Genomic DNA, 20,189 nt, shown 5'->3' with positions numbered 1-20,189 from the left:
TCAACTGTATTACGTTATCCCTATGTGGGTTCCTTTAAAATATTCTTGTTTGACGTTTAGTGTAGAAATGATATTAACGCATTCTTGTCCACGACAATGAATAGAATGATTTTATAGGGTATCCTTTTCCAATTCTTTAGAATGAATCGGGTGATAGGCGTGGATATGAATAAGCTAAAACAATTAATGGAAATGGCTCAGAAGATTCAAGGAGACTCGTTTTGGGCGGATATATTTGATCAGAATTCGTCAAACTTCATGGTTCCTTATGGGAAAAAAGAGCAACCCAATATACAGCCAAAGTATCCTCTTGCCGATGTTTTAAGAGGTTCATACGAGATTGTTGTGCTTATAGATCTATCTGGGGTGAGGAAAGAAGATGTTCATCTCACGCTTCAGGGAAAGACACTTTTTATTAAAGGAAATGCCACGCCTCAGTTTCCAGAATATGAAGTGGTAACGACAGAAAGGATGCAAGGCAGCTTCGAGAAATCGATTCCTCTACCCGAAGAGCCTTATGGAAATAAAATTCATGCCAAATTTGTCAATGGACTACTGGAGATAAGGATTCCCATAAAAACAAAGCCGCGCGAAAATATTGTTATTGAATGAGGCCTCTTTATGACAATTAGAGGAATGATACAGAAACTAATTCATTTTCTTCCTATTTCTCCTGATAAACATGCGCTTAAGCTGGATGAAAGACTACGCAAATTAGAAAATGATATTATGGTCCTGAAGGATGTAGAAAAGTCCAGAAGCATTATTGTAGAAAACCTGAACATTGAAAAAATAATAGTGGATAGAGTCCATTATGAAAATAATATTGGCACAATCGGAATCAAAGAACTTGAGGGAAAGCTGAACATTGGGGCCAATTATGAGACAGATTCCCATATTGCAAAAGTGGGGGAAAAGAAGAAAGGGTTAGTGCAAAAACAAAATCAAAAAGCAAGCGCCAGCAATGGCAATACCGCAGGAGCGAAAAAATCAGATTCTAGCGGACCTGCAATCAATCTGAAAAACAGAACTCTTTCAGATTAAATATAAACAGAGAGACGTCTATACGTAAGCCACCCCCGACACCACAATGCCAAGGAGCAGCCTAGTATTGTTTTAAGCCAAAGCTAAACTCTGGGAAGCATTCAGAGGCAAGGTGATATTCACTGTGGTTCCTTCATCTAGCTTGCTATCGATGGCAATGCTTCCTTTATGCTGTTCAATAATCTTATAGCTCACCATGAGTCCTAAACCTGAGCCTTTTTGCTTCGTGGTGTAGAAGGGTTCCCCCAACAAGTTCAAACGTTCTGTTGGAATCCCGCAGCCTTCATCTGTAAATTGGATCGTAATAGAGTTTTCTTTTCCGGTAACCGATATGGAGATGATCCCACCACTTGCCATCGATTCCATGGCGTTTTTTAGGACGTTAATAAAAACTTGCTTAAGATGGTTAGCTTCACATTCCATCATCTTGGGTTCAGATGGAATGAGGGCTTTAATTTGGATGTTGTTTAATAATGCTTGCGGTTCAAACAAAGTTACAACACTCTGAAGAAGATGGTTAATATCCTGTTTTTGATAGTTTCGTTGTTGAGGCTTCGCTAAGAATAAAAACTCTCTAATGATTTCTTCTACGCGGTCAATTTCAGAGAGCATAATTTCATGGAAGTGACGATGCTCTTCCTTAGGGCTTATAATTTGTAAAAAGCCTTTGATACTCGTCAGTGGATTTCGGATCTCGTGAGCAACGCCTGCAGCCAGTTGCCCTACGATGCTAAGCTTCTCTGATTTTAGCAGCATTTCTTCTGATGCCTTGCGCTCGGTTATATCTACACAAGAACCGATAACAGCGGTCACTACCCCGTCTATTCGTACGGGGCGAAGGGTGGCGTAAAGAGTCAGTCCATTGAGCGCTGTCATTTCAAAGGTAATAATCTCTCCATCCCATGCTCGGGAATAGTAGTCATGCAACTGAGCGCGTCGCTCATCCGTAGCTTGCAGAAATATTTCAGTGATAGTCTTGCCAAGGACGAGTTCGGGGGTTAACCCTACCTTGCTTAGAAGTTGCCCATCACATAATACATGAATAAATTTATCTCCTTCTTTGACATATTTAAAAATGAACCCTTGCTGCTCACGAATGGCATCCGCAAGATCCTGTTGGGTTTGGCGAAGTTTTTCTTCTGTTTTCTTGCGTTCGGCAATGCTTCTAGTAATACCCAGGTATAAGAGCCACGAGCTTATCGAAAGGAAAAGGGTGAAGGAAAGGTAAATGGTATAGGCATGAGATTCATCCGTAACTATACCGTTAGTTGCCAGAATCCAGACTGCACCCAAGACAAAGTAGACAATGGGGAAGTATTTAAAATTTCGTTGAATTATAGGTCGTTGTCGAGTCATACTTTCCTCCAGTTTTACATACAAGTAAATTTACATATTCTAATAGTAACAGGATAAATGGTCGAAATAAATAAAAAATTGAGGAAAGAAGTAAAATAATGGGACTTATCCAGTTGGATAAGTCCCATTATTGTTCCATCCTATTATAGTTTCTAGACATTGGTTTCTGTATTCTTCGGTGCGTACTTAGGGTCAACAGAGAGTGTTTGTCGGCAATACATACAATCGTCTGTTTGTCCAATCAGCTTGGTTACTCTTTTGCACTTTGGACATTCGACTTGGAGCGCCTTAGAGGAAAGCATTCCAATATACATATAGAACACCGCACTCCCCATGACAAAAATGAGACCTAAGATTAAGAAGATCGCCATAAAGAGCTGGGATTGAAAGATCTGACCCAGGAAGCCAGCAAAACCAGCATAACCGATATACATGACCCCAATACCAGCAAAGCATGTAAGCATGGCATAGTTTCTCATTTTATTAAGCTTACCAGTAAACAGCATGATCCATACCTCCGCAATTCATGGGAGTAACAGGGGTTACCCCTAGCTTGTTACAAGCTTCAGTATAACATATATGTTTAACGGGTGGTACTTGTAAGGGATTGGACTAAGTAACGCTCCACCCAAGAAGTAAGTAAACTAATGGCTACTTCATTTTTTCCGCCTTCAGGTACAATAACATTCGCATATTTTTTGGACGGTTCAACGAAGGCTTCATGCATGGGCTTAACCGTGGAGAGGTACTGTCTGTCAATAGACTCCAGTGTTCGTCCGCGTTCTGTCGTATCTCTGATGGCTCGTCTAAGAATGCGAACATCCGGATCGGTGTCGACAAAGATCTTAGCGTCCATAACGTCACGCAATTCAGGATCTGCCAGAATGAGGATACCTTCTAAAATAATAACCGACTTGGGTGCGACATAAACCGTTTCATGAGAACGGGTGTGAGTAGAAAAATCATACACAGGAATATGGACAGCTTGTCCTTTTTTTAATTGATTCAAGTGGTGTATAAGTAATTCATTTTCAAATGAATCCGGATGGTCATAATTAATCTTTGCTCTTTGCTCCATTGAAAGTTCTGTATGATCATGATAATAAGAATCTTGTGAAATAATTTGGACTGTATCTGGACCTAGCCTATGTTGAATGGCTTGAGCAATAGTAGTTTTACCTGATCCCGAACCGCCAGCAATACCGATAATCAGCATGTCGTGATGCCTCCTTAACTTAAGGGATGCTTATATTTATTATGCGGTAAGTAGAGCGAACCATTCTGACATCCGATAAGCAGGAGTGATTCGCAAATACAAACAAGACTAGTATACCGTACTTTTTTAATCCTACAAGGAGGAAAATTCCCTAATGTGTTGAATTTGTTATCTAAATCAAGTATCTTCAGAGCCTTAGGTCAATGAAGATATTTATATGGCAAGGGGGTGTTTCCATGAGCCTAAGTCATTTAGTGCCGGGGAAGCATGAGGCGATTCCTTCTCAAAGTAAACAAGTTTTTATCGAGTTTTCTCGGTTTTTCATGGCTTATATGGAAGCGAAGGAATTTTTGAAGAACGGGCACCTTCTCGACTCTTATAACAGCGTACATCAGTCTCTTCATCATTGGGCAAGGTTAGCGATCATTGAGGTAGGAGAGCGCCCAGAATTAACGGTTTGGGACCAATTAAAGTCAATTGATCCATCTGTGTATAAATTGTATGAGGAGCTGGCAACTTCTCAAGAGCCGCTCGATAAACGAATTGAGCTTTTGTTATTAGCTTTGGATTTTTCTGTTCTATCAAGGATGGAATCTTGTGGTCAATATATCCTAAATTTACTCAAGAGTCGACAGGATCCTTGGACAGTAGAAGAAATTATAGAGCATACTGATTTAGTAGATGAAAAGATAGACGTTCACTTACTCCTCGAAAAGATGCTAAAGCGTTCCCTGGTAAAAGAACAATCTGTTGAGAAGGAAGGTAGGCTGGAGACCGTCTATACAGTTTAGCGAGAAATTTGTCGAAGTTTGACAAACGTTTGAAGAAAGATTATAATTTTGTATATTGTAACGCGGTCTTTCGTTTTATGTAAACGAGGGGTCGCGTTTTATTTTGGCTGTCGCCCTGACAGGCGACAGCCTGAGTTATACAGTTTCTGGCCTATTCAACAATCCCGCTCGAAACGACTTCTCCTCCATTGATTTGGGTGAATAGCTGTGCAGAAGACTCTAATAGGTTTGCATGCTGTTCTTCATTTAATTGCGGATGGATGAATATGACCTGTATTAACCGAGTAGCTGTCTCGTCAATACTTGTCCTTGTGGAGTCCACAATGGGGCTGCCAAATGGCGAGAAGTCGTCCGTTAAGACAAGCTTGCCCTCCATTGATGTTTCTCTCCCGTTAAGCCCCTCGTAAGAATAGCCAGATTTGCCAAGTTCACAGAGAATGCGGTCTCCGTTAATTTTATCTTTGTTATAGATACCAAAAGGCAGTCCAAATTTCATAGAAAGAAAATTATTAACATCAACTGCCCCATTTACCCAATACATCGGCTTCTCTTGCAGGACTCTCTTGAGTAATGCCTCGGATGATGGTCGATACCTAGAGGGGTCCATTCCTAAAGCTTTAAAGGCCTGTCTCCATTGCTTCACCCCATCGATCTTAGTGAGGCCCTCGTTTCCGCTGTGATCGAGGCGTAAAGTAGACAAGAATAGATTTATTCTTCCTTTGGCCATTTTGGGTGTTTCGGACACAACTACATGATTATATTCAATGAAGCCTAGTCGAAAACCAGGCAAGAGTTCAGATATCTGTTTATCAATGATGAGATTCATCATGTGAGCTAATCACCTCCTGGGCGTATATTCCTATTGTATTAGACAGCAGAATATGGAAGCAAGCATGGTTTTACAGATTCTGATATAATGATGGCGACCTAGATAATGGGAGGAAGAGACATGAAAGAAGTAGTGGTCTATACAGATGGAGCCTGTTCGGGAAACCCTGGTCCTGGTGGTTGGGGAGCCATTTTAATGTTTGGTGAGCACAAGAAAGAATTGTCCGGCGGGGAGAAAGAAACCACGAACAATCGAATGGAGCTTAAAGCCGCGATTGAGGCATTAAAGGCCCTTAAGGAGCCCTGTACAGTAAAGCTACATAGTGACAGTGCTTATTTGGTTAACTGTTTTCAACAGGGCTGGTATAAGGGCTGGATGAAGAACGGTTGGAAGAACAGCAAAAAACAGCCAGTCGAAAATCAAGATCTTTGGAAAGAGATTCTGGAATTGATGAAGAAACACAAAGTAGAATATATTAAAGTCAAAGGTCATGCCGATAATGAATATAATAATCGCTGCGACGAAATGGCTGTAGCAGCAATACCGAGATAGGTGAACCCTTATGGTTGATATGGTTGAATTGAAGCGTATGCTCATTGATTTTGCTCATTCTGTAGGAATTGATAAAATCGGCTTCGCTTCAGCAGACCCTTTTTTGGAATTGAAGGATCGTTTATATAAGCATCGGGAATTAGGTTACGAATCCGGCTTTGAAGAGAGTGATATTGAGAAGCGAGCTCATCCTGAACTCACTATACAAGAAGCAAAGTCGATCATCGCTATTGCCATTGCCTATCCGGCAAGAATGGAGGATTCACCTAAATCAAAGCCGGGAGAATATCGTGGAATGGTCTCTCGTGCAGCTTGGGGAAAGGATTACCATCATGTGCTTCGCGAGAAGCTGAGACTGCTAGAGGCCTTTATTGAGGAGAAGCTTCCTGGTGCACGGTGTGAATCCATGGTTGACACTGGGGTGCTTTCAGACAGGGCTGTAGCAGAGAGGGCCGGCTTAGGTTGGATTGGCAAAAACACCAATCTCATCACACCAGAATTCGGTTCATGGGTCTATCTTGGGGAATTGATTACAGATATCCCTTTCCCTCCAGATCAACCGATTGAGGAAAGCTGTGGAGATTGCACGCTTTGTTTAGATCATTGCCCAACAGGGGCTTTTGAACAGCCCTTTCAACTTAACGCACAAAAATGTGTCGCTTTTCTCACCCAAGTGAAGGATTATATCCCGGAGGAGTATAGAGAACGAGTAGGGAATCGCCTATATGGTTGTGACACATGTCAACAGGTCTGTCCGAAGAACCGTAAAGTTAATTTTACTCATCAAGAAGACTGCTTGCCTGACCCGGAACTTGCCAAGCCTCTTCTTAAACCGTTGCTAACCATAGGGAAAAAGGAATTCCAAACCAAGTTTGGTCCCACTTCAGCAGCCTGGAGGGGAAAAAAGCCCATTCAACGCAATGCCATTCTTGCACTGGCTCACTTCAAGGACCGTACTGCGGTGCCTGACCTCATATCATTAATGAAAAAGGATGAGAGGCCTGTTATTCGAGGAACCGCAGCATGGGCCCTAGGCAAAATTGGGGGAGAAGAGGCTATGCAGGCCTTAGAAGAAGCTAGAAGCAGTGAAAAAGACCAAAAAGTGCAAGCGGAAATTGACCAAGCGTGGTCTAAACTCCGCTCGATTTTATAAATAAAAAAGGAAAACATCGAAGCTCCTTACATATGCTGAATATTAAAAAGCAAGTAAGGAGCGCAACGTTACATGGCAAAAAGCTGGATGAACACCTTAAAGAGTTATTTCTCCATGTTAAACCAGCTCGAAATTGAAGGTGATGTTCGGGAGTTGGAGATTTATTATCAAGGAAACCAAGCTGGCCCTAAAGAAATGGAGCGTATACAACGAGGAAGAGATAATTTAAAATACCGAAATGCTACGCCAGTAAAATGTAAAACGGTAGTCAAGAACATTAAGATCCTCTCGGAACAAAAAGGACATATTGAAGTATTACTGCATAATTACGTCTGGAAACTCTATCACATCGATCATCATTTCATGGAACAAGAAGATGAACAGTTTCATCAGATCTCACTGCGTGAACAGACTGGAAACTGGTTCATTGCGTCGGATCATTTAATTGGCAAAGAGGAAATAAACTCATTGGAGAGAACTCCCGAAGAAGAAGCGGAGGGAGAAGAAGCGGAAGAAGACTCCACGAACGTATCTGTTGACCCGGTGGACCAAGGTTCTAAGCGGACATTTGATCGGGCAAAGGTAAAGCGATATGCAGAAGTTTGGTGGAACCGATATAATCCGGCTTACCCTAAATTTGAAGTGGATTGTACAAATTATGTATCGCAGTGCCTCCATGAAGGAGGCTTGACAATGGAGCACACAGCCCGAAGAGGCAAGGGCTGGTGGGTAAAGGGAAAGACGAACTGGAGCTATAGCTGGTCTGTCGCGCACAGCTTAATGAATTATCTCTTAGGAGCGAATACCAAGCACACTCCTAAGGGGCAGCTGAAACAAACAGCGGATGAGCTGATGGTAGGAGATGTCATATGCTACGACTGGGACGGCAGCGGAAATTACCAGCATAACACCGTGGTTGTCGCGAAGGATCCGAATGGAATGCCCCTTGTCAATGCTCACACTGTGAATAGTCGGCACCGTTATTGGGATTATCGCGATTCCCATGCTTGGACCAAGAACACGCAATATAAATTTATTCACATTACACAATAAATTGTAAAGCCGACCAAACCGGGGGACTCTAACCCGGTTTGTTTCGCGCAAAAAAATGGAGGGGACAAACCTTTGGCTTTTCACATCGTGCTTTATCAACCGGAGATTCCGGCCAATACGGGGAATGTTGTGAGGACTTGCTCCGTAACGGATACACATCTACACTTAATTCACCCACTGGGTTTCTCGGTTGAGGATAAACAACTGAAGAGAGCAGGATTAGATTATTGGCATGAAGTACCTATCTCTCATTACGATTCGTATGAAGACTTCTTAAGCAAGAAGGGCGAAGGCCGATTGTTTTTTATTGAGACCACAGGGACAGGCTATTATACCGATCATGATTACCAGGACGGCGATTACTTCGTTTTTGGTAAAGAGACGACAGGGATACCAAGTGACATTCTCGAGGCAAATAAGGAGCGTGTAGTTCGGATTCCTATGAGGGGAGGAGTTCGATCACTGAACTTATCCAATACAGTGGCTATCGTCCTTTATGAAGCGCTAAGGCAAGCTCGCTTTCCAGGTTTTATATGACAAGAAAATATGGAAATACGCAAAAAAACACCTTCCAAAATAGTCATAAGGAAGGTGTTTTTCTTATACATTGGGATTATAGGTTCCAAGTCTTGTCTTCGTTGTGGCCGGCTGTAAGGATTGCGAATAAGAAACAGCCTAGTACAAAAATAGGAATAAATACACCCATGTAGTGTCGCCCCCTTTCTGTGCCTATTATGCCCTAAGAAGGTGGTGCAGTCGATATGTACTACAACATTTCTAAAAAACCAATCTAATTATAGCCAATTCAACAAGAAAAGGGAATGGCAAGAATGTGAAATCCAATGTTTTAAGCATGTCAGGAGAAACAAGCGAATATATATTAGTTAAAATTGACTCTTAGCCTTCATTCGCGATTGATCCATTAAGCGGTTGGTTGATTTTTGATAAAAGGAGAGGAGGCTCCCATGGATATTATTAGACGCTTGAGTGAGTATCGACAAAATGAAAGAAAATTGGCCTGGGAGGGTACTTTTGGTGAGTATTTAGATTTGGTAAGAAAGAATCCAGACATCGCTCAGACTGCCCATTCACGGGTGTATAACATGATTAAGGACGCTGGAATTGAAGTGGATGAGAGTGGAAGAAAAGAATATAAGTTTTTCACCAAAGAAATTTTTGGATTAGATCGAGCGGTTGAGAAGCTTGTTGAAGAATATTTCCACTCTGCAGCGATGCGCTTGGATGTAAGAAAAAGGGTGCTTATGCTCATGGGTCCCGTCAGCGGCGGGAAGTCAACGATTGTCAGTATGCTCAAAAAAGGATTAGAGAGATACTCCAAGACGGATCGCGGTGCTGTTTTTGCTATTAAGGGCTGCCCTATGCATCAAGAACCGCTCCTGCTCGTTCCTCATGATCTTCGCTCTGACATTGAAGACGAATTAGGCGTGAAAATTGAGGGAGAACTTAACCCTTATACTCGTATGATGGTAGATACGGAGTACGGTGGCCGCATCGAAGATGTTATTGTTCAACGAATCATCCTCTCCGAGAAAGATCGGGTAGGGATTGGAACGTTCAGTCCATCTGATCCTAAGTCGCAAGATATCGCTGACCTCACGGGAAGCATTGACTTCTCCACGATAGCCGAATTCGGATCAGAGTCCGATCCCCGAGCCTACCGTTTTGACGGGGAGTTAAATAAAGCGAACCGCGGATTAATGGAATTCCAAGAAATGTTAAAATGTGATGAGAAGTTTCTCTGGAATCTTCTTTCCTTAACTCAAGAAGGAAATTTCAAGGCCGGACGATTCGCCTTGATCTCAGCAGATGAGCTGATTGTGGCTCATACGAATGAAACCGAGTATAAAAATTTCATTAGTAATAAAAAGAACGAAGCCCTACAATCACGGATTATCGTAATGAGAATCCCTTATAATCTCAGAGTATCAGATGAAGATAAGATCTACTCGAAGCTCATCAGCCAGAGTGATCTTGGCCACGTCCATGTGGCTCCTCATGCTTTACGTACAGCTGCGATATTCTCCATCCTTACCCGACTGAAGGATTCAAAGAAGGCTGGTACGGATCTCTTAAAGAAGATGAAGCTCTATGATGGTGAGAGTGTAGAGGGCTACAAGGAAGGCGATATTGAGGAGCTTCGCAATGAGCATCTCGATGAAGGGATGTCTGGAATTGATCCTCGTTACGTCATAAACCGTATCTCAAGTGCCCTTATTCGTCGTGATACGGAGTGTATTAATGCGCTTGACATACTAAGAGCTTTAAAAGAAGGGCTGGATCAGCACGCATCCATCACTAAGGAGGAAAGAGATCGATACTTAAACTTCATCTCTGTAGCTCGTAAGGAGTATGACGAGGTAGCTAAGAAGGAAGTTCAGAAAGCTTTTGTCTATTCTTATGAGGAATCCGCCAAGACGTTGCTGGATAATTACCTAGACAATGTGGAGTCCTACTGCAACCGGAGCAAGATGAGAGATCCGGTTACCGGCGAGGAGATGGAAGCTGATGAAAAGCTGATGAGATCCATTGAGGAACAAATTGGTATCTCGGAGAATGCGAAGAAGGCTTTCCGAGAAGAGATCCTCATTCGTATCTCGCACTATGCACGCAAAGGGAAGAGGTTCGAATATAATAATCATGAGCGCTTGAGGGAAGCGATCGAGAAGAAGCTCTTCGCTGATCTTAAGGATGTCGTTAAGATTACCACTTCATCTAAAACACCAGATGAAAGCCAGTTGAAGAAGGTTAATGAGGTAACGAAGAGGTTGATTGATGACCATAGCTATTGCCCTCACTGTGCCAACGAGTTGTTAAGGTATGTAGGAAGCTTGCTGAATCGTTAGAGCTTTCGAACGGTAACGCCTAAGGAGGAATCGAATGAAAGAGCCTTTGTATATCGTATCCCAAGAAGATTGGTCACTACACCGCAAAGGCTATCAGGATCAGGTAAGGCATCAGGAAAAGGTAAAAGAAGCCATCAAGCAAAATCTCCCAGATCTCGTAAGTGAAGAGAGTATCATCATGTCTGATGGTAGAGATGTTGTAAAAATTCCGATACGTTCTCTTGATGAATACCGCTTCCGCTACAATCACAACAAGAATAAACAGGTTGGCCAAGGCAAAGGGGACTCTAAGGTGGGCGATGTTATCGCCCGCGATGGAGACCCAACACAGGGAGCCGGCAAAGGGCAAGGGGCTGGAGACCAGCCAGGTCAAGACTATTATGAAGCAGAGATTTCCGTTGAGGAATTGGAAGAGATGCTGTTCGCGGAAATGGAATTGCCCAATCTAAAACAAAAGGATCAGCAGAATATTACGGTTACCGATATTGAATTTAATGATATCCGAAAAAAAGGGCTTATGGGCAATATCGATAAGAAGCGAACGATCCTGGAAGCCATTAAGCGAAGTGCTATGACCGGTAAGGCGCAGCTTAAAGGAATTACAAATGATGATCTAAGGTTTAAGACATGGGATGAAGTGAAAAAACCAAGGTCCAATGCTTTAGTCATCGCGATGATGGACACAAGCGGAAGTATGGGGATTTTTGAAAAATATATAGCCCGAAGCTTCTTTTTCTGGATGACTCGCTTCCTCAGAACCAAGTATGAGAAAGTAGAAATTGTATTTATCGCCCATCACACCGAAGCGAAAGAGGTTACGGAGGAGGCCTTCTTCTCTAAAGGGGAAAGCGGGGGGACGATTTGCTCCTCTGCTTACCGGAAAGCCCTAGAAATCATCGATACAAGATATCCTCCTTCTCAGTACAATATTTATCCGTTCCATTTCTCTGACGGGGATAACCTAACTTCGGATAATGAGCGGTGTGTGAAGCTGGTAGGAGAATTAATGAAGAGGTCCAACATGTTTGGCTATGGAGAGGTCAATCAATACAATCGTCACTCGACCCTTATGTCTGCCTATAAGCATGTTAACGATCCCAAGTTTAAGTATTGTGTGATTAGAGAAAAGGGCGAAGTTTATAAAGCACTTAAGTCTTTCTTCCAGAAAAGAGAAGAAGCTGTTAAATAAGGATTAATGAAGGCATCTTGACTAACTCGGTAATAGGGTTAGTCTTTTGTTTATGATTTTGAACAACAAAAAAGAAGACATCAAAACATAAGTTTAGTTAAGATGTCTCAAATGTGAACTTTTTTGACTGAAATGCTTTTTGATTAGTGGGAACAGCACCTGTTCTTCTTCAAAGATGTGGGCTAATTGATTAATCAATACACATTGAATAGAATGTGCCCATTCCGTATCATGTTCATCGAATGAATCCATAGAATCCATAAGTACCATCAACTGCTTTCTGATCTGATTATGCTCGTCTATGATAAATCCAGAGATCTCCTGAGCATCAGAGTAATACATCTCTTTTAATAAAGGTAAAAGAATCTCCTCTTCTTGTTTAACATGCTCTTCCGTTAGTTTAAACAATTGAGAGATCAATTCTTTCATTACAGGACGAGTAGCGGTGAATATCAATTTCTGTGCTGTATTTGAGATTGATTTAAGCTCCTCATGCTGCCCAATCAGTAGACTTATACGGTCGGTTACAGTGTTCTCTATCATGGTTTATCCCTCCCCTACAATTATTGTAAATCGGGGAAGGCTGATTGGCTGTGAATAAGTTCACAGGGGGATTTATACTTCTAAGCAGGCATAAAGGGCATTTTCTATCACATATAGTATGGATAAGGACAGTTTTAAGCTATCGGTTTAAATAAGGTGAGGTGAAAAGATGACGCTAGAGGAAAAAAAACAACTCGAAAGAGCCATTGATGAAATTACCGAAATCGCAGTAGGATTTGGTTTGGACTTTTACCCTATGCGTTATGAGATATGCCCGGCGGATATTATATATACCTTTGGTGCGTATGGCATGCCGACCCGTTTCTCTCATTGGAGTTTTGGTAAATCCTTTCACAGGATGAAGCTTCAATATGATCTGGGATTAAGTAAAATCTATGAGTTGGTTATTAACTCGAATCCATGCTATGCCTTCCTATTGGAAGGGAACAGCCTGATTCAAAATAAGCTTATTGTTGCTCATGTTCTGGGACATTGTGATTTTTTTAAGAATAATATTCGTTTTTCGAATACCAATCGGGATATGGTTGAAAGTATGTCAGCCAGTGCTGAACGCATACGCCAATACGAAATTTTATATGGGAAGGAGGAAGTAGAGAGCTTTCTAGATGCTATATTAGCCGTTCAGGAGCATATTGATCCTGGATTGTTCGCCTCTAAACTTCGATGGAGCAACCAGGAGCCCCGGAAGGAGAAAAAGGGATTGGCGAAGAGTGGCCGCTATGATGACCTATGGGGACTCGACCCTGAAGAACAAGCAAAAAGAAAGGCGGCCGCTGAAAACGAAACCAATGAGACGAAGTTTCCGCCCGAGCCAGAAAAGGACCTCTTACTCTTTATTGAAGGCTACGCCCCTCATTTGAAGGACTGGCAGAAGGATATTCTGACCATCATGCGAAACGAGATGCTTTATTTCTGGCCGCAGCTTGAGACTAAAATCATGAATGAGGGTTGGGCTTCCTATTGGCATCAAAGAATACTCCGAGAAATGGAATTAACCGAATCAGAAACGGTCGAGTTTGCTAAATTGAACGCAGGCGTAGTTCAACCTTCCACGACAAGCATCAATCCATATTACTTGGGCTTAAAGATGTTTGAATATATAGAAAATAAGTGGGATAATCCGACGGAAGAAGAGCAACAAAAATTCGGACGAAAGATGGGGCAAGGACGCAAAAAAATGTTTGAAATTAGAGAACTTGATTCGGATATTTCCTTTATACGCAATTACTTAACAAAAGAACTTGTGGAAGAATTAGATATGTATGTGTTTGCCAAACAAGGCAACGACTGGACCATAACAGATAAGACCTGGGAGATCGTCCGCGACCAGTTAGTCACTTCACGTGTGAATGGAGGATTTCCTTATCTTACTGTAGAAAATGGAGATTACTTAAAGAATGGTGAGCTCTATATTAAACACCATTTTGAAGGGATGGAGCTCGATATTAAGTATGTGGAGAAAACCCTGCCATACGTTTATAAGCTATGGGGGAAAACGGTCCATCTGGAGTCTACTGTGGAGGAACGACAAGTCCTGTTTAGTCATGATGGCAAGAAAACTCACCGGAGATTTATGTAATGGTAAAAGGAGCTGGTTGACCCAGCTCCTTTTCTTCAGTTAAGATCATATTTATTTCCGTTTAGAGGGTGGATGTGCATGATTTATTGGGATTCTGAAAATAAACAGATTATGACAAGTCTTTGTCGATCCTGTCCTGACGATTATTTTGCGCCATATAGCCAAGATCTACAGCACGTCGGTTGCTGCAGCTATAGCCCTGTTTTTTCCTTGTATGAAATCTGGAAGATGGTGAAATCCGGGAAGCGTGAATTCTTTATCAAGCGCATCTATGAGAATGCGGATCGAACGCTAGCAGAATACGAGGTTGTTGTTCATGCTTATGTGCATAACAGCTATGAACATATTACCCGGGATCAGTTTCTTTCCAAGACAGAGCTTACGGATTGGAAGCTTAAGTTTTCGGTATGTCAATTTTTCGTCGAAGGTAAAGGGTGTGGTCTTGATCCTTATTTTAAAAATAGTGTCTGTCGTTCGTTTATATGTTCAGCCGTGGAGGAACAACTGGGCAATGAGGACCAAGATCATTTGAAGGAATGGGTGCGCCTCATTCGTTTAGAGAGTGAAACGTTTAATGAACATCACAAAAAGATCCTACATCGTAAAGCATGGAGTCTTGAACACCATATGCCACAGATATTAGATTACCTTCAAACCATTTAGGCTTCGCCTCGGTCATATAGGTATCTTGCGTATTCAACCGGACGTCGAACGGCCTTCCTATACGTGGTTACGTCTCCAATCTGGTGAAAGAGATCTCTTCCTGGTTTGTTGTTGACCTCGATGATCCATACTTTGCCGTCCCGGTCGATGCCGAGGTCTATACCTAATTCGGTAAGTCTTCCAAACTTCTTCTCTAGGACTTGAGCGACAAGGAGTCCAAGCGAATTACATTCTTCAAAGATGGATCTTCGTTTAGATTCGGCTAAGAATCTACTCAGGTAAGCATCAGGGTTTACCGCCTTCCCTCCGCTGTGCAGGTTGGAAGTGGCGCTATTTTTCGTTCCTACTTTTCCTCCGAGTCCCGTAATACTCCAAGCGCCCGCTGCATCTTTCTGAACGAGTAGACGAAAGTCAGTTACGAGACCGGGTTCCCATTCTAACTGAAGCCCTTGTTGTACGATATATTTCGCATCTTTAGTCCAGTTGGAGATAAGCTGATTCAACTGAGCTGTCGTAGTAAGCAGCTTTCTCACAATTCTCCGTTTATTGTCCCTGCCTTGGATTAAGAAGGATTCTTCCGCTTTTTTAGAAATGGACAGGATCCCACGTCCACCTGTTCCGTTCACAGGCTTAATATAGATGGTTGGGTACTTTCTAAGTAGAGTATAGACGTCCCTAGTACTTTCTAAGAATAAGCTTTCCGGAAGCCATTTGGCTATATTCGGATGGTTCTGCAAAAATCGATGAAGGTTCCACTTATGAGCAAGACGAGAATTTAAAAAGGGGAGGGAGGTTTGATTGCGAAATTGAACAAATTTCTTAAAGGCCTGAGGCTGCATATTTCGAAAACGGTCGTATACGATATGTGGTGAATGAAAGATTCCGGGAGTCCATCCCTTACCTTTTTTGTAGACTAATCCTTTAAACTGGCCTGATGCTAATCGATCTCCGGGGGCAAACAAAAACACTTCTGTATTAAGAGCTTCAGCTTCTTTAGCCAGATGGGTAAAGAACGTCTTCTCCTCGACATAACTCCCTTTTCTCCAAGTCAATATACCAAGCTTCATGGGACCTGCCATTTATTCCACATCTTCTTTCTTCCAGTTTCCTAATCCTAGCCACAGCGTAGGTTTGCCTGTTATCCCCGTAACGAGCTTGAAGCCAACCATTCCCATGGCAAAGCACATCTTAAGACTAGGAACATTATCTAGAGCGACCCTACCATACGCTTTATCTATCCTTCTCATTAATTCCTGAATTAAGGTGACTCCTGTTTGCTTTTGACGATAGCGTTTATGAACAGCTACATAGGATTCCGCGCGTCCATAATCGGCGACCGCAATGAGACCCGTCATGATCTTGTCTTCAATTGCAATCAAGATCACATTTCCAGGTAACATAACCTCTTCACTCTTTAATCTTTGCAGCCACCGAATTCCTTGTTTCGTTATTCGTTTGTCTCCGTGTAGTCTAAGAAATTGAATTAATCGTTGGCGGACCTTCGGAAGGGTGTCCGGGGTGATTTGCTTAATTTCCACGTGTCGTCTCTCCTTTCGGAGAAAAATTAGATAGATATTGCGCATATTGGACGATGCGCTCGAGAGACGTTTTTCGAATATGTGGTTCGTCAAATTTCATTGGCTTAGCGTTTGCCTCAAAAAACCACAGCTTTTTATCTTTTGTTAGTCCTAGATCCATAGAGAACTCCCCTAAGGATGGGTAGGCTTCCTCTAGGGAAGAGGCCAACTCGAGAACCGTTCTTCTCAAACGTTCCATAAAGGCCGCATATTCCGAATCATTCATGATCTTTTTCAGTACGGCGTCAGGAGAAGCAATGGATCCTCCTCTAGGGACATGGGTGGTAATACTGTTTTTGCCCGCCACACGAATTCCTACTCCAGAAGGCTTCCAAGTTCCTGTACCATCCTTTTGGACGAGAACACGAATGTCGAATGGCCGCCCTTGATAGGTGAGGAGAGTAATTCCTTCCTGAACGACGTAACCTGTACTGACCTTGGATTTGATCTCATTCCATAATGCCGTTGCATCTTGATATCTCTTGCCAATCGTCTTATTTCCTTGGCGGATTTTTAGTGTGTATATTCCTTGATCTGACTCAAGTCTCATAATTCCCTTTCCCGCTTTACCGGATATAGGCTTGAGGTAGAGCAACGAATATTTGTTTAGCATATAGTAGAATTCTCTACGCGAGGAAAGTTTCTGTGATTCGGGAATGTAATCAGCCACACGAGGATTTTTTCCTAAAGTTTCATACAAGTTCCATTTATTAAAGAAGTGGTTGTTATATAATTGCAAGTTGGGCATGGATTGTAGTCTTTTTAGAGTGGTCTGTACATAGTCCTTCATCTCGTCTTCCCGATAAGGAATGCGATTATAGACAACGTCTGGCAAGGGAAGGTCTGTCGTTTTTGCCCATCCAACCTTGGGGTCATAAAGGAAAGCTTTAGTCGTCCGGTTATTCCAATTAATATCCTCTACAGTAAATACATAGACAAATGCGCCTAACTGCCTTGCAGTTTGTATAATGTCCATATAGTTGTTTTTGTTTCCTTTAAATTCAGATCCTCTACTCATGGTTAAGATCCCAATGAAGGGACCCACAGAAAGCCCTCCTTGCCGTTGTATGACGCGGACCTTTGAGGCGATGGAATCCGCCTGTGGGGAGGAAGTCGAGAGAGCCACCTTCTGTGACTTTTTCTCTGCCCCGAATCTAACGGATAACTCCTTGTTTCCTAACCGCTGTAGTTCTGTTTGGGGGACGTGGAGCGTCCATTGGTGGGAGGTTGGTCGGAAGGATAAAATGGGAAGTTTTGGTGTTGTCATAGATTGTACGCTCCTTTACTTAAAGTTGGCTAGATAGCGGCTGTAATCTACAATTAATCGAATGGACTTTTTATCAGCTTCTTTGAAGCTATTATGCTTAAATATAGATCTGCCGGGGCGTGAGTTCGCTTCAAACATCCAAATATGTCCACGCTCATCAATTCCAATATCAAATCCGAGTTCACCGATGTGCTGGTTTAAGCGTGACTCAATGGCTTCGGCCATTCTGACAGTCGTTTCTCTTAGCTTTCTTTCCACATTTGCCCCTTGACCTTGGAATACTTGCTTAATTAAATCCTCGCCAGATACGACCGTTCCTCCCGTACGCACATGCGTCGTGACGCTTCCTTGACCAGCAATTTTGGCTGCAATAGCAGCAATGACCCATTGATTTTCCCTATTCTTGTGCGCATGCACGCGGAAATCCAGTGGTCTGCCGTTATACTTAATAAGCTGTATGCCTTGTTGAACCAAGTATGTGTTTAACCGGGATCTGGGGATATGAGCTTGCAGCAAGGCAGCGAGGGTCCGATATCTGCGTATAACATTTTGTGAATTATTATGATAGCTCAAAAAATACCCAGCACCGGGACGATAAACAATTTTCATAATGCCTAACCCTAGGCTCCCAGCCACAGGCTTGAGATAGACCATTCGATGATTCTGCAGCATACTTTGCACTTTCGTGACGGAAGGGCCTACAAATGTTTCGGGAATATGTTGGCTTGCGAAGCTATGGTCTTGCAGCTGCTGGTGTATGGACCATTTATTAAAGAACGTTGGATTAAACATCTTGGCATCCGTCAGGTGCTCCAGCTTGGCTTTAAAGGTTTGAACAGTTGACGCTTTTTCTGAGTAACGGTCAGGAATGCGGTTATAGACCACATCAGGGAGCGGGACCACAGCCTGACGCCAATAAGAACCGCTAGGTCCTTCTTGCAAGAACATCCCTCTTACGGTTTTAGCCTCCCAGTCGACACTAGAAGGTGTAAATAAGTAGTAATACAGGGCTTCCCCACGCTGAGCGGACAATAGATGCCGGAAGAAAGAGGCGCGTTTACTTACGAGTTGATTATTGACAATAGATATTCCTGTACTAAGAATTCCAACAACAGGTCCGATACGTAGCGTATCGCCCTCCACCTTCGCGTGGAGCTGCCCACTGAAAGGAACGACAAGCTCTCTCTTTAATTGGGGTGAAAACCAGATCTCGTTCGTCCCTTTCCTAGCTTTGAATAATCTGGTTAATACTCGCCTTTGACCTAATTGCACATAAATTTGATTTCTATTTTCTATTCCCAAGGACCTGCAGAGGTCATTAGACAAAACAATGCCATTATATTTACTGGTCTGCAAGAACTGGATGCGTACTCTTTTAGACTCCATCTCTTACCCTCCTAGTAGGATCGCATTAGATATTTCGCATAATAGAGTGGACTCAATTGAGATTTCAGGACGGCCTCTTTATCTTGAAGCTGCTCAAAAATCTGTCTGCCAGGCTTTGAGTTGACTTCGATGAGCCATACGTTCTGGTCGCTATCTATGCCAATATCAATGCCTATTTCCACAAGTGGTCCATGATGTTTCTCAAGATATTTGGGAAGTGTTCTCTCTATGATTGCGATCTTTGAATTGATTTTTTCAGCTTGCACAGGGGTATAGTATTGCTCCAAAAACTGATGAAAGGAGAAAGCCTTGCCCCCTCCGTGAAGATTGGAAGTAATGCTTTTTGACTGCCCCATTCGTATAGCGGAACCTGTTGTTACCCATTGTCCAGTTCCATCTTTTTGAACGAGTAACCGAACGTCAAAGGGAACTCCATGCTGCGTTTTTAACGTCAAGTAAGGCTGAATAAGATATTTCCATCTTTCAATACGCGACTTGAAAAAAGTACAGAAGCTTTGAAACGATTTGAAGCTTTTTCGAAAAGGAACGTTATTCTTGCCACGGCCTTCCACGATTATCGCACTGTTGGATTTACTCGCCTTCATCACTCCGATGCCAAGTGATCCGCTCATGGGTTTGAGAATAATAGAGGGATATCGCTGAAGCCAGGACTGTATTTGATCTAGATTTTCTACCCTTTCAGTGGGTGGGAGATAAGAGGCGAGTGTGGGGTGATTTTTCACCAGCTGATACATTTGCCACTTGCCTTTTAACCCCACCCCGAGGAAGCGGATTCCTTTCAAGGAGAGTAACCTGTCGATCTGCGGTTTATAGGTTCGGTTATACTTGGTACCTAAGTAGAAACAACGATCGTAGATGAAAGGGGGAATAGGGGCTGTTATCGTCTGCCACTTCCCTTTCTGATCAAGAGTAAAGCCGTTTAATTTTTGCGTTTCAAAATGGATTGCAGTCGGGTGAAAGACAATAACCGAAATCCCTTCCTTCTGACCCCTTTCAATAAGTCTTCGAAAAAAAACGCGCTCTGGAAAGGGAGGTTTACCAGGAGCATGCACAGTCATGATGCCTAAAGCGGAGTTCTCCATAGA

General features: G+C 42.6%; 21 protein-coding genes. 11 read left to right on the top strand and 10 right to left on the bottom strand.

What is annotated here, in order from left to right; translation table 11 throughout:
• Positions 1–165 precede the first annotated feature (165 nt).
• A complete protein-coding gene (locus EIZ39_RS19060; protein ID WP_164985172.1) occupies positions 166–612 on the top strand; it encodes an Hsp20/alpha crystallin family protein in 447 nt (148 codons plus the stop codon).
• 9 nt (positions 613–621) lie between these two features.
• A complete protein-coding gene (locus tag EIZ39_RS19055) occupies positions 622–1,044 on the top strand; it encodes a hypothetical protein (protein WP_129201755.1) in 423 nt (140 codons plus the stop codon).
• 72 nt (positions 1,045–1,116) lie between these two features.
• On the opposite strand, the gene EIZ39_RS19050 is transcribed toward EIZ39_RS19055, so the two are convergent.
• From EIZ39_RS19050 to udk, 3 genes are all read right to left on the bottom strand, one after another.
• Positions 1,117–2,400 carry a PAS domain-containing sensor histidine kinase gene (locus EIZ39_RS19050; protein ID WP_129201753.1) on the bottom strand — a complete coding sequence of 428 codons (1,284 nt, stop codon included), beginning with the start codon at positions 2,398–2,400 and terminating at the stop codon, positions 1,117–1,119.
• A 152-nt stretch (positions 2,401–2,552) separates the two neighbouring features.
• The gene (locus EIZ39_RS19045; RefSeq protein ID WP_129201752.1) at positions 2,553–2,906 is read right to left on the bottom strand and encodes a DUF2614 family zinc ribbon-containing protein; all 354 of its coding nucleotides are present in this window, start codon (positions 2,904–2,906) and stop codon (positions 2,553–2,555) included.
• 77 nt (positions 2,907–2,983) lie between these two features.
• A complete protein-coding gene (gene udk / locus EIZ39_RS19040) occupies positions 2,984–3,616 on the bottom strand; it encodes a uridine kinase (RefSeq protein ID WP_129201750.1) in 633 nt (210 codons plus the stop codon).
• Positions 3,617–3,852: 236 nt separating this feature from the next.
• On the opposite strand from udk, the gene EIZ39_RS19035 reads away from it, so the two are divergent.
• Positions 3,853–4,407 carry a hypothetical protein gene (locus EIZ39_RS19035; protein WP_129201748.1) on the top strand — a complete coding sequence of 185 codons (555 nt, stop codon included), beginning with the start codon at positions 3,853–3,855 and terminating at the stop codon, positions 4,405–4,407.
• Positions 4,408–4,558: 151 nt separating this feature from the next.
• On the opposite strand, the gene EIZ39_RS19030 is transcribed toward EIZ39_RS19035, so the two are convergent.
• The gene (locus EIZ39_RS19030) at positions 4,559–5,236 is read right to left on the bottom strand and encodes a B3/B4 domain-containing protein (RefSeq protein ID WP_368666336.1); all 678 of its coding nucleotides are present in this window, start codon (positions 5,234–5,236) and stop codon (positions 4,559–4,561) included.
• Between the two features lie 120 nt (positions 5,237–5,356).
• Between EIZ39_RS19030 and rnhA the strand changes: the two genes are divergently transcribed.
• The 6 genes from rnhA (at position 5,357) to yhbH (ending at position 12,047) form a co-directional block, all read left to right on the top strand.
• Complete coding sequence (rnhA, locus tag EIZ39_RS19025; protein WP_129201746.1) at positions 5,357–5,788, top strand: ribonuclease HI; 432 nt, start codon at positions 5,357–5,359, stop codon at positions 5,786–5,788.
• A gap of 10 nt (positions 5,789–5,798) precedes the next feature.
• Complete coding sequence (queG, locus tag EIZ39_RS19020; protein WP_129201744.1) at positions 5,799–6,941, top strand: tRNA epoxyqueuosine(34) reductase QueG; 1,143 nt, start codon at positions 5,799–5,801, stop codon at positions 6,939–6,941.
• Between the two features lie 72 nt (positions 6,942–7,013).
• Positions 7,014–7,994, top strand: a complete 981-nt coding sequence (locus EIZ39_RS19015) for an amidase domain-containing protein (protein ID WP_129201742.1) — start codon at positions 7,014–7,016, stop codon at positions 7,992–7,994.
• A 72-nt stretch (positions 7,995–8,066) separates the two neighbouring features.
• A complete protein-coding gene (gene trmL, locus EIZ39_RS19010; RefSeq protein WP_129201740.1) occupies positions 8,067–8,531 on the top strand; it encodes a tRNA (uridine(34)/cytosine(34)/5-carboxymethylaminomethyluridine(34)-2'-O)-methyltransferase TrmL in 465 nt (154 codons plus the stop codon).
• Positions 8,532–8,959: 428 nt separating this feature from the next.
• Positions 8,960–10,858, top strand: a complete 1,899-nt coding sequence (locus EIZ39_RS19005) for a PrkA family serine protein kinase (RefSeq protein WP_129201738.1) — start codon at positions 8,960–8,962, stop codon at positions 10,856–10,858.
• 34 nt (positions 10,859–10,892) lie between these two features.
• The gene (gene yhbH / locus EIZ39_RS19000) at positions 10,893–12,047 is read left to right on the top strand and encodes a sporulation protein YhbH (protein WP_129201736.1); all 1,155 of its coding nucleotides are present in this window, start codon (positions 10,893–10,895) and stop codon (positions 12,045–12,047) included.
• Between the two features lie 93 nt (positions 12,048–12,140).
• Here the strand turns inward: yhbH and EIZ39_RS18995 are convergent, their stop codons facing one another.
• Positions 12,141–12,590: a hemerythrin domain-containing protein gene (locus EIZ39_RS18995; RefSeq protein WP_129201734.1), complete on the bottom strand. Its 450-nt coding sequence runs from the start codon at positions 12,588–12,590 to the stop codon at positions 12,141–12,143.
• 169 nt (positions 12,591–12,759) lie between these two features.
• Here EIZ39_RS18995 and EIZ39_RS18990 point away from each other — a divergent pair, with 169 nt between their 5' ends.
• Together EIZ39_RS18990 and EIZ39_RS18985 are read left to right on the top strand one after the other, a co-directional pair.
• Positions 12,760–14,190 carry a SpoVR family protein gene (locus EIZ39_RS18990; protein ID WP_129201732.1) on the top strand — a complete coding sequence of 477 codons (1,431 nt, stop codon included), beginning with the start codon at positions 12,760–12,762 and terminating at the stop codon, positions 14,188–14,190.
• A gap of 78 nt (positions 14,191–14,268) precedes the next feature.
• Positions 14,269–14,853, top strand: a complete 585-nt coding sequence (locus tag EIZ39_RS18985; RefSeq protein WP_129201730.1) for a hypothetical protein — start codon at positions 14,269–14,271, stop codon at positions 14,851–14,853.
• Here the strand turns inward: EIZ39_RS18985 and EIZ39_RS18980 are convergent.
• Genes EIZ39_RS18980 through EIZ39_RS18960 form a run of 5 tightly spaced genes read right to left on the bottom strand, consistent with a single transcriptional unit; the run spans position 14,850 to position 20,186 of the window.
• Complete coding sequence (locus EIZ39_RS18980; protein WP_129201728.1) at positions 14,850–15,932, bottom strand: YheC/YheD family endospore coat-associated protein; 1,083 nt, start codon at positions 15,930–15,932, stop codon at positions 14,850–14,852. The two genes, EIZ39_RS18985 and EIZ39_RS18980, sit on opposite strands and share 4 nt — an antisense overlap.
• Positions 15,933–16,391: an N-acetyltransferase gene (locus tag EIZ39_RS18975; RefSeq protein ID WP_129201726.1), complete on the bottom strand. Its 459-nt coding sequence runs from the start codon at positions 16,389–16,391 to the stop codon at positions 15,933–15,935. It lies immediately after the preceding gene.
• The gene (locus EIZ39_RS18970; protein ID WP_129201724.1) at positions 16,381–17,697 is read right to left on the bottom strand and encodes a YheC/YheD family endospore coat-associated protein; all 1,317 of its coding nucleotides are present in this window, start codon (positions 17,695–17,697) and stop codon (positions 16,381–16,383) included. The genes EIZ39_RS18975 and EIZ39_RS18970 overlap by 11 nt, the downstream gene beginning before the upstream one ends.
• Positions 17,698–17,712: 15 nt before the next feature.
• Positions 17,713–19,083 carry a YheC/YheD family endospore coat-associated protein gene (locus tag EIZ39_RS18965; protein ID WP_129201722.1) on the bottom strand — a complete coding sequence of 457 codons (1,371 nt, stop codon included), beginning with the start codon at positions 19,081–19,083 and terminating at the stop codon, positions 17,713–17,715.
• 11 nt (positions 19,084–19,094) lie between these two features.
• Positions 19,095–20,186 (bottom strand): YheC/YheD family endospore coat-associated protein, encoded by a 1,092-nt coding sequence (locus EIZ39_RS18960; RefSeq protein WP_129201720.1) that lies wholly within the window; start codon positions 20,184–20,186, stop codon positions 19,095–19,097.
• Positions 20,187–20,189: the final 3 nt, after the last annotated feature.

Source organism: Ammoniphilus sp. CFH 90114 (assembly GCF_004123195.1).
Classification (GTDB): Bacteria; Bacillota; Bacilli; order Aneurinibacillales; family RAOX-1; genus YIM-78166.
This window is presented reverse-complemented; position numbering and strand designations above follow the sequence as displayed.

Coding starts and splice junctions, on each gene's coding strand:
- EIZ39_RS18985 (WP_129201730.1), top strand. CDS start 14,269: ATGATTTATTGGGATTCTGAAAATAAACAGATTATGACAAGTCTTTGT.
- rnhA (WP_129201746.1), top strand. CDS start 5,357: ATGAAAGAAGTAGTGGTCTATACAGATGGAGCCTGTTCGGGAAACCCT.
- EIZ39_RS19050 (WP_129201753.1), bottom strand. CDS start 2,400: ATGACTCGACAACGACCTATAATTCAACGAAATTTTAAATACTTCCCC.
- EIZ39_RS19035 (WP_129201748.1), top strand. CDS start 3,853: ATGAGCCTAAGTCATTTAGTGCCGGGGAAGCATGAGGCGATTCCTTCT.
- EIZ39_RS19055 (WP_129201755.1), top strand. CDS start 622: ATGACAATTAGAGGAATGATACAGAAACTAATTCATTTTCTTCCTATT.
- EIZ39_RS19030 (WP_368666336.1), bottom strand. CDS start 5,236: ATGATGAATCTCATCATTGATAAACAGATATCTGAACTCTTGCCTGGT.
- EIZ39_RS19005 (WP_129201738.1), top strand. CDS start 8,960: ATGGATATTATTAGACGCTTGAGTGAGTATCGACAAAATGAAAGAAAA.
- yhbH (WP_129201736.1), top strand. CDS start 10,893: ATGAAAGAGCCTTTGTATATCGTATCCCAAGAAGATTGGTCACTACAC.
- queG (WP_129201744.1), top strand. CDS start 5,799: ATGGTTGATATGGTTGAATTGAAGCGTATGCTCATTGATTTTGCTCAT.
- udk (WP_129201750.1), bottom strand. CDS start 3,616: ATGCTGATTATCGGTATTGCTGGCGGTTCGGGATCAGGTAAAACTACT.
- EIZ39_RS18990 (WP_129201732.1), top strand. CDS start 12,760: ATGACGCTAGAGGAAAAAAAACAACTCGAAAGAGCCATTGATGAAATT.
- EIZ39_RS18970 (WP_129201724.1), bottom strand. CDS start 17,697: ATGACAACACCAAAACTTCCCATTTTATCCTTCCGACCAACCTCCCAC.
- EIZ39_RS18980 (WP_129201728.1), bottom strand. CDS start 15,932: ATGGCAGGTCCCATGAAGCTTGGTATATTGACTTGGAGAAAAGGGAGT.
- EIZ39_RS19060 (WP_164985172.1), top strand. CDS start 166: ATGAATAAGCTAAAACAATTAATGGAAATGGCTCAGAAGATTCAAGGA.
- EIZ39_RS18965 (WP_129201722.1), bottom strand. CDS start 19,083: ATGGAGTCTAAAAGAGTACGCATCCAGTTCTTGCAGACCAGTAAATAT.
- EIZ39_RS19015 (WP_129201742.1), top strand. CDS start 7,014: ATGGCAAAAAGCTGGATGAACACCTTAAAGAGTTATTTCTCCATGTTA.
- EIZ39_RS18960 (WP_129201720.1), bottom strand. CDS start 20,186: ATGGAGAACTCCGCTTTAGGCATCATGACTGTGCATGCTCCTGGTAAA.
- EIZ39_RS19045 (WP_129201752.1), bottom strand. CDS start 2,906: ATGCTGTTTACTGGTAAGCTTAATAAAATGAGAAACTATGCCATGCTT.
- EIZ39_RS18995 (WP_129201734.1), bottom strand. CDS start 12,590: ATGATAGAGAACACTGTAACCGACCGTATAAGTCTACTGATTGGGCAG.